General features: G+C 62.6%; 12 protein-coding genes. 7 read left to right on the forward strand and 5 right to left on the reverse strand.

Annotated features, from left to right (window positions below):
* Positions 1-225: 225 nt before the first annotated feature.
* Positions 226-561, reverse strand: coding sequence for a PAAR domain-containing protein (locus tag AKN84_RS04815; RefSeq protein ID WP_050419793.1), 336 nt, complete (start codon positions 559-561; stop codon positions 226-228).
* 166 nt (positions 562-727) lie between these two features.
* On the opposite strand from AKN84_RS04815, the gene kdsA reads away from it, so the two are divergent.
* Both kdsA and AKN84_RS04825 read left to right on the forward strand, forming a co-directional pair.
* Complete coding sequence (kdsA, locus tag AKN84_RS04820) at positions 728-1,585, forward strand: 3-deoxy-8-phosphooctulonate synthase (RefSeq protein WP_050419634.1); 858 nt, start codon at positions 728-730, stop codon at positions 1,583-1,585.
* A gap of 16 nt (positions 1,586-1,601) precedes the next feature.
* Complete coding sequence (locus tag AKN84_RS04825) at positions 1,602-2,798, forward strand: MFS transporter (RefSeq protein ID WP_050419635.1); 1,197 nt, start codon at positions 1,602-1,604, stop codon at positions 2,796-2,798.
* A 57-nt stretch (positions 2,799-2,855) separates the two neighbouring features.
* Here the strand turns inward: AKN84_RS04825 and AKN84_RS04830 are convergent, their stop codons facing one another.
* A complete protein-coding gene (locus tag AKN84_RS04830) occupies positions 2,856-5,939 on the reverse strand; it encodes a hypothetical protein (RefSeq protein ID WP_050419636.1) in 3,084 nt (1,027 codons plus the stop codon).
* A 400-nt stretch (positions 5,940-6,339) separates the two neighbouring features.
* Positions 6,340-6,744 (reverse strand): hypothetical protein, encoded by a 405-nt coding sequence (locus tag AKN84_RS44565; RefSeq protein ID WP_128970442.1) that lies wholly within the window; start codon positions 6,742-6,744, stop codon positions 6,340-6,342.
* A gap of 471 nt (positions 6,745-7,215) precedes the next feature.
* On the opposite strand from AKN84_RS44565, the gene AKN84_RS04835 reads away from it, so the two are divergent.
* Positions 7,216-8,520 (forward strand): adenylate/guanylate cyclase domain-containing protein, encoded by a 1,305-nt coding sequence (locus tag AKN84_RS04835; RefSeq protein WP_050419637.1) that lies wholly within the window; start codon positions 7,216-7,218, stop codon positions 8,518-8,520.
* Positions 8,521-8,548: 28 nt separating this feature from the next.
* Here the strand turns inward: AKN84_RS04835 and queF are convergent, their stop codons facing one another.
* The gene (queF, locus tag AKN84_RS04840; protein WP_050419638.1) at positions 8,549-9,025 is read right to left on the reverse strand and encodes a preQ(1) synthase; all 477 of its coding nucleotides are present in this window, start codon (positions 9,023-9,025) and stop codon (positions 8,549-8,551) included.
* Between the two features lie 123 nt (positions 9,026-9,148).
* Here queF and eno point away from each other — a divergent pair, with 123 nt between their 5' ends.
* Together eno and AKN84_RS04850 are read left to right on the forward strand one after the other, a co-directional pair.
* A complete protein-coding gene (gene eno, locus AKN84_RS04845) occupies positions 9,149-10,432 on the forward strand; it encodes a phosphopyruvate hydratase (protein WP_050419639.1) in 1,284 nt (427 codons plus the stop codon).
* Between the two features lie 47 nt (positions 10,433-10,479).
* The gene (locus AKN84_RS04850) at positions 10,480-11,619 is read left to right on the forward strand and encodes a zinc-binding dehydrogenase (protein WP_050419640.1); all 1,140 of its coding nucleotides are present in this window, start codon (positions 10,480-10,482) and stop codon (positions 11,617-11,619) included.
* 130 nt (positions 11,620-11,749) lie between these two features.
* Here AKN84_RS04850 and AKN84_RS04855 read toward each other — a convergent pair whose 3' ends face one another.
* Positions 11,750-12,865, reverse strand: a complete 1,116-nt coding sequence (locus tag AKN84_RS04855) for a D-alanine--D-alanine ligase family protein (protein ID WP_050419641.1) — start codon at positions 12,863-12,865, stop codon at positions 11,750-11,752.
* A 265-nt stretch (positions 12,866-13,130) separates the two neighbouring features.
* Between AKN84_RS04855 and AKN84_RS04860 the strand changes: the two genes are divergently transcribed.
* Together AKN84_RS04860 and AKN84_RS04865 are read left to right on the forward strand one after the other, a co-directional pair.
* On the forward strand, positions 13,131-13,682 hold the full coding sequence (locus AKN84_RS04860) for an NADPH-dependent FMN reductase (RefSeq protein ID WP_050419642.1): 552 nt from the start codon (positions 13,131-13,133) through the stop codon (positions 13,680-13,682).
* 100 nt (positions 13,683-13,782) lie between these two features.
* Positions 13,783-14,100, forward strand: coding sequence for an FtsB family cell division protein (locus tag AKN84_RS04865; protein ID WP_021079258.1), 318 nt, complete (start codon positions 13,783-13,785; stop codon positions 14,098-14,100).
* Positions 14,101-14,108: the final 8 nt, after the last annotated feature.

Here is a 14,108-nt window from a genome sequence, read left to right on the forward strand (position 1 = left end):
GCATATGCGCGCGTTGGATTGCTTCGTCGCTTCAGGGCAAACGTGATCGCGTACGCCATATGCGGCGGCCTGGTGGGCGAGGCGCGGTTGCGCGATTTCGGAATATTGGAAATATATCCCTGATTTGCCCGACGGGTCAAGCTGCCTTGTCGAACGCCGCTGGCCGCCAGCTCCTTTGCATGGGGTTGTTTTCGATATTTTGGCCGCTGGCGAAACGCCGCAGCGCTACTGTTGCGGGCAGCCTGAGGTCTGATCGCCCTGGGTCACCATCGGCTTGCCGTTGATGAAGACGCCGTGGCTGCCGGAGGTCGTCTTGCCGCCGCAATGCGTGCGGTCGCCCATGACCACCGCCGGCTTGCCGTTGATCAGGACATTGGGCACGCCTTCAACGAGCGGGCCGCCATTGCTGGTGGTGTCGCCGCTGCGCGCGGCGGGCTTGCCGTTGACCGTGACGCCGTTGGCGCCGCTGGTGACGACCCCGGGCTGGCTGCTGGCCTGGGCATAGGCGAGGCCCGGCATCGCCGAGGCGGCCGCGGCTACGATCACAAGCGAAGGGCGCATGTCGTTCCTCATGGGAATCTGTTCCGCGCCAGTCTATAGGGGCGGTTGGGGCAGGATTGTGATAGCACGGCGCACCCACGGCGTCAGCGCAACCCCCTCATCGTGCCGGATGGCTTGATCCCTCCGGCGCGGGATTGCATGGTCGCCGGCGAAAGGATGCAGCATTTTGACCAATCAGGTTTCCGCGCTAGCCGCCGCGCCGATCGTTGCCGTCGGATCGGCCAAATTTGGCAACGCCTTGCCCATCTCGATCATCGCCGGTCCCTGCCAGCTCGAGAGCCGCGCGCATGCGCTTGAAGTGGCGTCCGCGCTGAAGGAGATCGCGGCGCGGCTCAAGATCGGCCTGGTGTACAAGACCTCGTTCGACAAGGCGAACCGCACCAGCGCATCGGCCGCACGCGGCATCGGGCTGAAGCAGGCGCTGCCGATCTTCGCCGAGATTCGGTCGTCGCTCGGGTTGCCCGTGCTGACCGACGTGCATGAACCCGACCAGTGCGCCGAGGCGGCGCAGGCGGTCGACGTGCTGCAGATCCCGGCCTTCCTGTGCCGGCAGACCGATCTCTTGCTGGCGGCGGCGGCGACCGGCAAGGTCGTCAACGTCAAGAAGGGTCAGTTCCTGGCGCCGTGGGACATGGCGAATGTGGTCAGCAAGTTCACCGGCGCCGGCAATGCCAATGTGCTGGTCACCGAGCGCGGTGCGTCGTTCGGCTACAACACGCTGGTTTCCGACATGCGCGCGCTGCCGATCCTTGCGCGCACCACCGGCGCACCGGTGATCTTCGATGCCACCCATTCGGTGCAGCAGCCCGGCGGCAAGGGCACGTCCTCGGGCGGCGAACGCGAATTCGTGCCGGTGCTGGCGCGCGCGGCGGTCGCGGTCGGCGTCGCCGGCGTGTTCATCGAGACCCATCCCGATCCGGACCACGCGCCGTCCGACGGCCCCAACATGGTGCCGCTGCGCGACTTCGAATCCCTCGTCAAGCGGCTGATGCAGTTCGACGCGCTGGCCAAGACCGCAGCCTGACCGGGGTGACGACGACATGACCGCAACCAGCGGCATGCCGCCGGCCCTCAACGTCATCACGCTGGCGACCTTCGCGGCGAGCCTGTCGGTGCGCGCGCTCGATCCGGTGCTGCCGCATGTCGCGGATGATTTCGGCGTCAGCATCGCGACCGCGGCGAGCTTTGCCGCAGTGTTCGCGTTCACCTTTGCCGCGGTGCAGCCGGCGATCGGCGCCGCTGCCGACTTATTCGGCAAGGCGCGGCTGATGACGATTTGCCTCGGACTGCTCGGCGTCGCCAACATCCTCGGCGCGCTCTCGACCTCGTTCCCGATGCTGTTCGTGACCCGCATCCTCGCCGGCATCGGCTCCGGCGGCGTGTTTCCGGTGGCGCTGTCGCTGACCAGCGATCTGGTCGGCCCAGACAAGCGGCAGCTCGCGATCGGACGGACGCTGGCGGGCTCGATGACCGGCAATCTGCTCGGCGCGACCGCTTCGGGGCTGATCGGCGATCTGCTCGGCTGGCGCGGCGTGCTCGCAGTGCTCGGCAGCCTTGTGATCATCGTCGCGCTGGCGGTTGGGGCCGGCTTCCGCGGCGCTGCGCTGAACCGTCCGCCGCGCACCAGCCTGAAGGCGCTGCGCCACGGCTATCGCACCATCTTCACCAACCCGAACGCGCGGATCTGCTATTCGGCGGTTTTCATCGAAGGCTGCTGCGTGCTCGGGCTGTTTCCCTTCATCGCCTCGTTCCTGTTCGAACTCGGCGAGACCTCGCTGTCGATCGCGGGCATCGTGATCGCAGGCTTTGCGATCGGCGGGCTGCTCTACACGCTAACGGTGGCCCGCCTGCTGCCGCTGATCGGGGTGAGGGGCATGATGATCGTCGGTGCAACGCTGGTCGCGATTCAACTGGTCGGCGTCGCCTTCGGCCCGCACTGGAAATTGCAGATGGCGGGCTTGCTGGTGATGGGCCTCGGCTTCTACATGATCCACGGCTGCCTGCAGGTGTTCGCCAGCGAACTGTCGGTCGAAGCCCGCGCCACCGCGCTGTCGCTGCACTCGTTCTTCTTTTTCATGGGCCAGACCGTCGGCCCGATCGCCTACGGTTTTGGTCTTCAACACGCCGGCAAGACCGCGACGCTGGTCTCGGCCGCCGCCGTGATGGTCGTACTTGGCTTCATCTGTGCCCGATTCCTCAAGCAGCGTGCACCCGCTGACGCGCATGCCGGCTCCTGAGCGCGGCTGCGAGGAGCTGTCCGCGTCCCCGCAGCACCGTTCCGAAATGCGCGATCGCTAGGTCAGATGGAAGGCATCGTGCCCCATCGCCACATACTGCATTGCAGTCTCATGCAGCCAATCCGAACTGCTGTGCGAGACGTCGGAAGCAAGTTGCGCAAGCTGCTCTGCATGTGAAGGGCCTTCCAATGAGAACGGCTGGGGCGTGCCGGCTGCGGCGCCAGCGTTGTTGCCGCCATCGGCAAACACGAAGCTATCGGCGTGCGCCGATGTCGCGACATGACCGGCCGCAGGAGACGGGTCGGGCGTGAAGCTGACGCCGTGCGGAGAGCTGAAGTCGAAGCCGGGCGCATTGTCGGCCGACAGCAGCGGCGTGAAGGCACCGGTGGTCGGGTCGACCTGGCCGAACGCCTTCAGGCTGCCGACCGAGGCGTAGTAATCGTCGGGGTTCAGGCCGGTCGCGTGAAACGAGAAGACTTTGTCGGTGGCCGTATCGGTCAACGTGAACGTACCCGACTTGGCACCGGTTTCAATGACATCGTCGAGACCGGCCTTGGCGCCGACGCCCGCAATCGGCGTGAACGACACCGATTGGTGGGTCGTGCCGGGATTTTTGATGTCGATGATGGTCCCGTCGTCGCCGCTCGACAGCAACAGGTCGCCGTTCGGGGCGAGCTTCAACGAATCCGGATCGTTCTGCGGCACGACCTCGGTCTTGCCGGTCACGGTGTCCAGACCGGTAGCGCCAAATTCAAGAATGGGCTTGGTCGTCAACGCGCCAGACGGATGATCGCCGTTGAGGAGCTGGACCACGGTTGCATCGCCGGAATTGACGGGGTTGGTCTCGCTCAGGAACACCTTGTCGCCCTTGAACACCACGTCGTCATAGCCGCGGCTCGCACTCGAATCGGCGTAGCTGAGCGGCGCGGAGACCGCATGCGTCTCCGGATCGATCAAGGTGAGGGTGGGATTGCCGTCTTGATTCTGGAGTGCCCAGATATCACCGGTCGTGGGATTGTATTTCAGGCCATCGACCGATCCCGTGATCGAGTATGTGAATTCCACGTCGCCGTGCTTGTCGTATTGCACGATGGTGCTGGAGCCTCCGGCGCCGGTCGAATCGGCGCCATTGCCGTATTCGACAAAGGTCGAGCCGTGCGCGGTTGTGATGGAGTCGGGCTGGGACGCCCCGTCGGGCGGGGCCTGGAAGGTCTTGACCGCACTGATCTCGGGAAATGGCGCCGCGTTCTTGTCGGGGACGAACGCAACGCCGTGCGGCGAACCGAAGCTGAAGCCTGGTGCATTCTCGCTCGACACCAGTGCGGTGAAGACACCGGTGTTCTCGTCGACCTGGCCGAACGCCCCGAGCGAACCGACCGAGGCATAGTAGTCGTTGGGATTGAGGCCGCTCGCATGCACCGTCAGGACGTGGCCGTCCTTTGCGTCCGAAATGTAGAAGGTGCCCGACGTCGCGGTCGGCTTGATGACGTCGTCGAGACCGGCGCTCCCCACCGAGCCGGCGGGAATTCCCTGGATCGGAGTGAACGCGATGGCCTGGTGGGAAGTGCCCGGATTCTGGATATCGATGATCGCACCGTCGTCGCCGCTGGAGAAGATCAGATCGCCGTTCGCGGCGAGCTTCAGCGAATCCGGGTCGGCCTGCGGCACCACCACCATCTTGCCGGTCACGGTATCGTAACCCACGGCGCCGTCCAGCAGCACGGGAGTGGTGGTGAGCAGGTCGCCAGGCTTGGGGTTCGTGCCGTTCAGGAGCTTCACGATGGTCGGATCACCGTTGCCGGTCGGATTCGTGTAGCTGAGGAACACCTCGTTGCCCTTGAACACCACGTCATCATAGCCGCGCGAGGTCGACGGGTTGGCATAGTCGAAATGCGCAGTGACCGTCTGCGTGTTGGGATCGATCAGCGACAGCGACGAGCGGCCGTCCTGGTTCTGCAATGCCCAGACCATTCCGGTTTCGGGATTGTACTTCAGCCCATCGACCGATCCTGCGATCGAATAAGCGTGGACGAAGTGTCCCGCGCGATCGTACTGGATGATCGTGCTGTCGCCCGGCACGGCGCCGGTCGAGTCGACGCCATTGCCGTATTCGACGAACACGTACTTGTTCGCGATGGTGATCGAATCCAGTCCGGTCACCCCGTTCGGGGGAGCGGCAAATGTCGCGATCGAATCCACATGCGCCATCGGGCGCGCATTCTTGTCCGGAACGAAGATCAGGCCGTGCGCGGCGGAAAAGTTCGCTCCCGTGACCAGCGGCGTGAAGACGCCGGTCGTCGGATCGACCTGGCCGAACCCGCCGAGGCTCGCAACCGACGCGTAATAGTCGTTGGTGTTGAGGCCGCTCGCGTGAAACGAATAGACGTTCCCGGTCTTCGTATCGGTCAGGTAGAACGTGCCGGCCGTCGCGCCGGGCTTGATTACGTCATCGAGGCCGGAATTGCCGACGGAGCCGGCTGGAATGCCCTTGATCGTCGTGAACGCGATCGCCTGACTGGCCGTCCCGGGATGCTGGACATCGATGATGGTACCGTCGGCGCCGTCGGTGAAGATCAGGTCGCCGTCGGGGGCGAGCTTGAGTGAATCCGGATCGGACTGCGGGACCACTTCGGTGGCGCCCGTGACCGTGTTGAAGCCGGTCGCACCGTCGGCCAGAATGGTCGATGTCAGCAATGTCCCGCTCGGATGGTCGCCGTTGAGCAGTTCGACGAGCGTCGGATCGCCGGCTCCGTTCGGATTGGTGTAGCTCAGGAACACCTTGTCGCCCTTGAAGACGACGTCGTCATAGCCGCGCGTCGCGGATGGATCGGCGAAGCTCAACGGGCCGGTCACCTTGTGGGTAAGGGGATCGATCAGCGTGAGCGTGGAGTTTCCGTCCTGGTTCTGAAGCGCCCAGATCTCCCCGGTGTATGGATTGTACTTCAGACCATCGACCGATCCGGCGATCGTATAGCTGTGTTCGACTTTACCGTTCTTGTCATACTGCACGATCGTGCTTGAGCCGCCGGCGCCGGTCGAGTCTGCACCATTGCCGTATTCGACGAAGATCGTCCCGTTCGCAGTCGTAATGGAGTCCGGAGCTGTTGCGTCAACCGCCGTGCCCGACGCGAAAGTTTTCATTCCGCTGATCGTAACCATTTCGATGCTCCCTGAGGATGAGTTGAGGAGCGCAAAAAGACACCTGACCGACGACGCGTATGTGACGATTGGCCGCGCAAATTTTCTGGGGTTCGCGGAACATTTCGTGAGTCAGGAATCCTTGTTGTTGTTCAATCGCTTTCGCGCTGGCGCAAACCGCTACGCGGAACCTTGCCTCACAAGTTTCAAGAATATGCCGCAGTGTCGTACGAATTCATTTGGCGCGAGGCGGTCTTGCTAAAGCGGAGATCGCAAGTTCACCACTCTCGATGGCGGGATGGGCCTAACCCGGTATTGTCAGGAGATGGAGTTGGATTGCGTCGGTTCTCTGCGCGTCCGTTGGATGCAATCAATTTTCTGACGCTCCAGATCGCGAGATCAATCACCAGCAAAGCGTAAGAAAGCAAGCTGGCGAAACTGAACCAGAGTTCGAGACCATCGAGGCCTGAGGTGTGATCCTCATAGGTTCCGGCTTGCGTGAAGCATTCGTAGGGGTGTTTGCCGCTGTGTGCAGAACTGATCCGGCACCGCAAATCGTGACCAAGCCTATGGTGAGGTTCGCCAGGACCAAGGCGTTGCCACGGGCCAAGAATAGCGGAAGTGAGACAATGACGAGCGCGATACCGAGATGGCTGGCCGACAATCCTTCACCAAAGGTCATGCCTTGGCTTGAACATAGATCATTGTAGGCCTTGGCGGCGATCGGATAGGCATAGCGAACAATGGGGACAGAAAGGCCGTAGAACAGCAGCGGTGTCAACCGGAGCGGCACTTTGAGATTGCGCATTGAAGCCTGTTCTCTTGCCGACGCCATCCAACTACGTCGGCTTCGAAGGACAAGCGGGCGCGGCGAATGTGCCAGAGGCTGTATGGCCTCGTCCTCGATACGTCGCGACGGCCTTGATCGGACACCAGGGGCCCTCGGCAGGCCCCGGTCTGGAAGAAGACATCGATCGGGATGCTGCCGCGCGACCGGCCATAGAGCCTTAGCGTATCCTCCAGATCGGGCGTTCGCAGGCACCGGTTTCTGGAGCGAAGTGGAAATCGCGAGTCCCGCCAATAATCGACGGCATTTGCCCGATAGCTGACCTGCCCCCCGACTTGTTGTGCTGAGCGGCTTGCGTCATAGTCCAGGGGCATTGGACATTGTTGGCCTGGGCATAAGCAGGAATGGTTCGATTGACGTTTGCCAGCCAGGACGGATTTCGGAATATCGGAGAAGCAATTTTGTAGGCTTTCATTGATATTGCGAGGGAATATGGCGAGTTTTATCGCTGGTCGTTTCGCTCAAGCAGCCGTTTGGCTCGATTTGCGGTTCGATGATGCTGCGTTCGAGCTTGAATATCAGCGTGATCGTCAGGCGCGGACCGCTCGGTTCACCGCAAATGCAATAGCTTTTAGTGCATTGCTCTGGGGCGCATTCGGCGTCTGGGATTCGGCCACGAACACCAACTCGGTCGAACTGACGCGCTTCCGGTTCATGGTAGCCATCCCCATCTTGCTGGGCTTTTTCGCTCTAACATTCACGCCTGCGTTTCGCCGCTGGCCAAATCTTTGCCTGCTCTTTTTTGTCGCCGCGGCAAGCTTGCTTGCGATCAAACAGCTTCTCGAGTACGGCGAGGGAAATCCCTATTATCTGTCCTCAGGTTCGAGCGCGCTCAATTTCGCGTTGATCCTTGTCTTCTGTATTGGCTTGTTTCCGATAAGTGTCGGTTGGTCTTGTGCCGTTGGCGCGATAATCATTCTAGTCTACGGAGGAGGTGTTTCCGCATTCACGAAAATCGAGTTCGCCGAAGTTTCTTCTTACCTTTTCAACCTGACTCTTATTTTTCTGATCCTCATCTTTACGAGTTATGGGCGCGAGCGCTTCGCGCGTGAGGAGTTCGCCCGGCACATTCTGCAGGAGAAGGAGCGCAATAAGCTCTCTAGTTTCTTGTCCTCCTACATCCCCCTGAATTTGGTCGCTGATCAGGCTACTAGGAGTGCTGAAGCGTTTGGCGAAGTTACACTGCTGTTTTCGGACCTGGTTGGATTCACGACTCTGACAGAGCACCTTGCCCCCAAGCACGTCCTCGAAATCCTGGACATGATCTTTACAGAATTCGACGAAGCGGCTGACCAATATGGAGTCGAGAAGGTCAAGACAATCGGTGACGCCTACATGGCCATTGCCGGGAAATCAGCCAGCTCGGTAAACCACGCGAAGGCGATGGTCGAATTCGCCTTGCATACCATTGATATCGTGAGGCGCGTCGCAGAAAAGACCGGCTATCCGTTGCAAATTCGAGTTGGGATCCATACCGGATCTACGATCGGTGGCGTGATTGGGCGCCACAAGATGACCTACGACTATTGGGGACGCACTGTAAACTTAGCGAGCCGGCTTGAGTCGGTTAGCGAGCCGAACCGCGTGCACATATCTGAAGCGACGTATTGGCGGGTGAGAGATTTCTTTAGGTTCGAAGAGCGCCAGGCGGTTGAGGTTAGGGGCTTTGGATCGATGCGCAGCTTCTTCGTTGCTCCAAATGACGGATCTAGGAAAGACGGCGTCTTGTCCGACTAATTCAGTGCGAAGGTGGGTAGCGCCCAACCTAACCCCTGCCACGATAGGTCGCGACGCCCTGATCCGGAACCCAGAGGCCCTTCGGCGAGCGGCCGGTCTGGAAGAACACGTCGATCGGGATGCCGCCGCGTGGATACCAATAGCCGCCGATGCGCAGCCATTTCGGCTTGATCTCGTCCGAGATCCGCTTGCCGATCATGACCGTGCAATCCTCGTGGAAGGCGCCATGGTTGCGGAAGCTCGCGGCGAACAGTTTCAGCGATTTGGATTCCAAGAGCCAGCGGCCGGGCACATAGTCGATCACCAGATGCGCGAAATCCGGTTGGCCCGTTACCGGGCAGATCGAGGTGAATTCCGGCACCGTGAAGCGCACCAGATAATCGGTACCAGCCTGCGGGTTGGGCACGCGGTCGAGCTGCGCCTTTTCCGGCGCGTCGGGCCATTCCACCGCACGGCCGAGTTGCAGGCCGGGGGAGGTGGTTGATTTGGTGGATTTCTTTGCCATCAGGGGTCTCCGTGGCGTCCTCTTATCCAATGCGGGGGCGCCCGTCACCCGGCCTTTTCCCCCTCGATGCATTGCGGTAGAAGCACCGCCATCCGACCCCCTCACTGCCACAAGAGGTACTTCATGACTGACATCGTCGACATCATCGGCCGCGAAATCCTGGACAGCCGCGGCAACCCCACCGTCGAGGTCGATGTGGTGCTGGAGGATGGGTCGATCGGTCGCGCGGCGGTGCCGTCGGGCGCCTCCACCGGCGCCCATGAGGCGGTGGAACTCCGTGACGGCGACAAGTCGCGCTATCTCGGCAAGGGCGTCGAGAAGGCGGTTGCAGCCATCAACGGCGAGATCTTCGAGGCGCTCAGCGACCAGGCCGTCGAGGAGCAGGTCGCGATCGACCAGATCATGATCGAGCTCGACGGCACCCCGAACAAGAGCCGGCTTGGCGCCAACGCCATCCTCGGCGTTTCGCTGGCCTGCGCCAAGGCCGCCGCCGAATCCTTCGACATGCCGCTGTATCGCTATGTCGGCGGCACCTCGGCGCGGACGCTGCCGGTGCCGATGATGAACATCATCAATGGCGGCGTGCATGCCGACAACCCGATCGACTTCCAGGAATTCATGATCCTGCCGGTCGGCGCAACTTCGTTTGCCGAAGCACTGCGCTGCGGTTCGGAGATCTTTCACACGCTGCGCGGCGAATTGAAGAAGGCCGGTCACAACACCAATGTCGGCGATGAGGGCGGGTTCGCGCCGAACCTGCCGTCGGCCGACGCCGCGCTCGAGTTCGTCATGAACGCGATCGGCAAGGCCGGCTACAAGGCGGGCGATGACGTCGTGCTCGGCCTCGACTGCGCCTCCACCGAATTCTTCAAGGAAGGCTCCTACGTCTATGGCGGCGAGAACAAGACCCGTTCGCGCTCGGAGCAGGTGAAGTATCTCGCCGACCTCGTCGGCCGTTATCCGATCGTGACGATCGAGGACGGCATGTCGGAGGACGACATGGACGGCTGGAAGGAGCTGACGGATGCGATCGGCAACAAGTGCCAGCTGGTCGGTGACGATCTGTTCGTCACCAACGTCACTCGGCTTGCCGACGGCATCAAGCACGGTCGCGCCAACTCGATCCTGGTCAAGGTCAACCAGATCGGCACGCTGACCGAGACGCTGGCGGCGATCGAGATGGCCTACAAGGCCGGCTACACCGCCGTGATGTCGCACCGCTCCGGCGAGACCGAGGACTCCACGATCGCCGACCTCGCGGTCGCCACCAATTGCGGGCAGATCAAGACCGGCTCGCTGGCGCGCTCCGACCGTACCGCCAAGTACAACCAGCTGCTGCGGATCGAGCAGCAGCTCGGCACCCAGGCGAAATACGCCGGCAGGGCGGCCTTGAAGGCGCTGGCCTAGCGCCCCAATTGATCGGGACTGAATAAAACGCAAAAGGGGAGGTCGGGATGAGTGACGGCAAGAACGGTCTGCAACTGCGTTCGCTGCTCAAGAAGGATGGCGAACTGGAATTGTCGTTGGTGAATGTCCCGACCCCCGAGCCCGGTCCCGACGAGGTCGTGGTCCGGGTCGAGGCGACCCCGATCAATCCGTCCGACCTCGGGCTCTTGATCGGCCCGGCCGACATGTCGGCCGCCAAGGTCTCCGGCAGCAAGGAATTGCCCGTGGTGACCGCGCGCGTGCCGGAAGCGGCGTTGCCGGGTCTCGCCGCTCGGCTCGACGAGTCGATGCCGGTCGGCAATGAGGGCGCCGGCGTCGTGATCCGGACCGGCTCGTCGGACGCGGCGAAAGCGCTGATGGGCAAGACCGTCGCGATGATCGGTGGCGCGATGTATGCGCAATACCGCACGCTGCGTGTCAACGAATGCCTGCCGCTGCCCGAGGGCACCACGCCCGCGGAAGGCGCGTCCTGCTTCGTCAATCCGCTGACCGCGCTCGGCATGACCGAGACGATGCGTCGCGAGGGCCACAAGGCGCTGGTGCACACGGCGGCGGCGTCGAACCTCGGTCAGATGCTGAACAGGATCTGCCTCAAGGACGGCATCGGCCTCGTCAACATCGTGCGCAACAAGGAGCAGGCCGACATCCTGCACAAGATCGGCGCCAAGCATATCGTCGATTCCAGCGCGCCCGACTTCATGGACAAGCTCACCGGCGCACTGGTCGAGACCGGCGCGACCATCGCCTTCGATGCGATCGGCGGTGGCAAGCTCGCCGGCCAGATCCTGGTCGCGATGGAGACCGCGATCAACAAGACCGCCAAGGCCTACAGCCGCTACGGCTCGAATGTGCACAAGCAGGTCTATGTCTACGGCAGCCTCGACACCCGCTCGATCGAGTTGCCGCGCGGCTTCGGCATGGCCTGGGGCGTCGGCGGCTGGCTCTTGTTCCCGTTCCTGATGAAGATCGGTCCGGAGGCGGGCAACAAGCTACGCCAGCGGGTGGTTGCCGAGTTGAAGACCACCTTCGCCAGTCACTACACCAAGGTGGTGTCGTTGCAGGAAACCCTGCAGCTCGACAACATCGCCGTCTACGGCAAGCGCGCGACCGGCGAGAAATTCCTGATCAATCCGAACAAGGGCATGTAACGGAGCAAGCGTAGTCCGTATCCCGGATGAAGCGGAGCGCAATCCGGGATCAGTCCATCCGCAGTGAGAGTGGCTCCGGATTACGCTTCGCTGCATCCGGGCTACGGATGCTGCGAATGCCCGTTGCGCGTTACTCGCGCTCGAATGCCAGTGCCCTGGAGCGCTTATGACGTTCCAGGGCATGGCCGATCAGGACGTCCATCAGCTCGGATTGCGGCAGGCCGCTGGCCTCCCACAGCCGCGGATACATGCTGATGTTGGTGAAGCCGGGCAGGGTGTTCGCCTCGTTCACGAACGCCTGCTCGCCGTGCAGGAAGAAGTCGATGCGCGCCATGCCTTCGCAACCCAGCACGGCGAACGTCTTGATCGCGAGCTCCCTGATGCGATCGGCCACGGCAGGCGGGACGTCGGCGGGCACCTGAAGCAGGGCGCCATCCGCATCGAGATACTTCGCGTCGTAGGAGTAGAAGCCGTGCTTGTCGGACGGCACGATCTCGCCGAGCTGCGAGGCACGCACGCGGCCCTCCGCATCCTCGAGCACGGAGCACTCGACCTCCCGGATCGGCGCGATGCAGCGCTCGATCAGGATCTTGGTGTCGAAGCGGAACGCCAGTCTGCAGCCGGCCTCGAACTCCGCCGCGTTGCGTGCCTTCGACACGCCGACCGATGATCCCATGTTGGCCGGCTTGACGAACAGCTCCTGCGAGCCGAGGGCGCTGACCGCGTCATCATAGCTGACGGGGGCGGCGATCGACATCGCGACAAAGGGGACGATCGGCAATCCCGCCTCGCGCAGCAGGCGCTTGGCGACGTCCTTGTCCATTCCGGCCGCCGAGCCCATCACGCGCGAGCCGACATAGGCTACGTCGGACAGCTCCAGCGCACCCTGCACCGTGCCATCCTCGCCATTGGGGCCATGCAGGACCGGGAAGACGACATCGAACGCCGGCAATTCCGCCGGCGCCGCTGCCGGTCCCTGAAGCACCACGACGCGGCCCTGTCCGCCCGGCAGCAGCGCAAGTTGCGGCCCATGGTCCGGAATGGTCAGCGCGCCGCCACCCGCACCGGCGCCGTTTCCCGCATCGGCAACGATCCATCGGCCATCCCGGGTGATGCCGATCGCCGTGGCCTCATAGCGGTCCGGATCGAGCGAGCGAAGCACGTTCGCCGCCGACGCCCGCGAAACGTCATGTTCGGCCGATCGTCCGCCAAACAGGATTGCAACCCGTGTCTTGCGCTCTGTCATTGCCCGCTCTTCGGTCGGCTGGGATGGTGCGGGGAATCGCCACACAGTATGTTTCGAGGAACATGTCGACAATTGGCCTCCGGGTCGTGCCCGATGGGCTTTCTTTCCGGTGGCCCCCAACCCTCGAGGACCGTCTCAGTGCCGTTCGGTCAAATTTCGTGAACGCTGCGTTTCCGGAATTGGGCGATCCATGCACTTGCATCTTTCTGGCCGCGCCGGTAGGTGGGGTGCACGCGTTTCACGCGCAACCCGAGGGGAAATTGCTATGGCCTATAACATCGTCACCATCGTCGGCAGCATCCGCAAACAGAGCTTCTCGCTCAAGATTGCCAACGCGCTGGCCAAGCTCGCACCGGCATCGTTGAAGCTCGACGTGACGACCCTCGAGGGCATTTCCTTCTTCAACCAGGACCTCGAGGCCGCCCCGCCGGCGGACTGGCTGGCCTTCCGCGAGAAGCTGCAGAACTCGAACGGCGTGCTGTTCGTGACCCCCGAATACAACCGTTCGATCCCGGGCGTGCTGAAGAACGCGATCGACGTCGCCTCGCGACCCTACGGCAAGAGCTCGTTTATCGGCAAGCCGATCGGCATCATCGGCAATTCGCCGGGGCCGCTCGGCGGCGTCAGCGCGGTGAAGCATCTGCAGAACATCCTGCCGGGCATTTCCGGTCCGATCCTCGGCCAGCCGGAAGCCTATCTCAACGGTGTCGGCGATGCCTTCGACGACAAGGGCGAGCTGACCAAGGAGTCGCTCAAGGGCGTGCTGCAGCAGTATCTCAGCGCCTTCGCGGCCTTCATCGAAAAGCAGAACGGCTGACCTTGTTTGACGCGTTTTCTTCACGCGAACCGGCATCCACTTCGCTCGAAAACGCTTTGGTTTAGCACTCCGTTAACCCCATGGCCGCATCTTCGCGGCCATGGTTTCCCGCACACGCCTCAAATCGATTCTGACCGGGCTCGCGCTCTACACGCTGGCGGCGCTGATGGTCGGCTATTTCGGCGTCAACGCCTATACCGGCAAATACGGTCTGAACGCGCGGCAGGAGCTCGACCAGGAAATCATCGCGCTGACCTCGGAGCTCGCGCGATTGAAGAAGGAGCGCGCCGAGGGCGAGCAGCGGGTGTCGCTGTTGCGGTCGGACCGGGTCGATCCCGACATGCTGGACGAGCGCGCGCGCTTCCAGCTCGACTACGCCAACCCGCGTGATCTGGTTCGGATCAACAAGTCGAACTGACGCGTTCT

It is taken from the genome of Bradyrhizobium tropiciagri, from assembly GCF_001189845.1.
GTDB lineage: Bacteria > Pseudomonadota > Alphaproteobacteria > Rhizobiales > Xanthobacteraceae > Bradyrhizobium > Bradyrhizobium tropiciagri.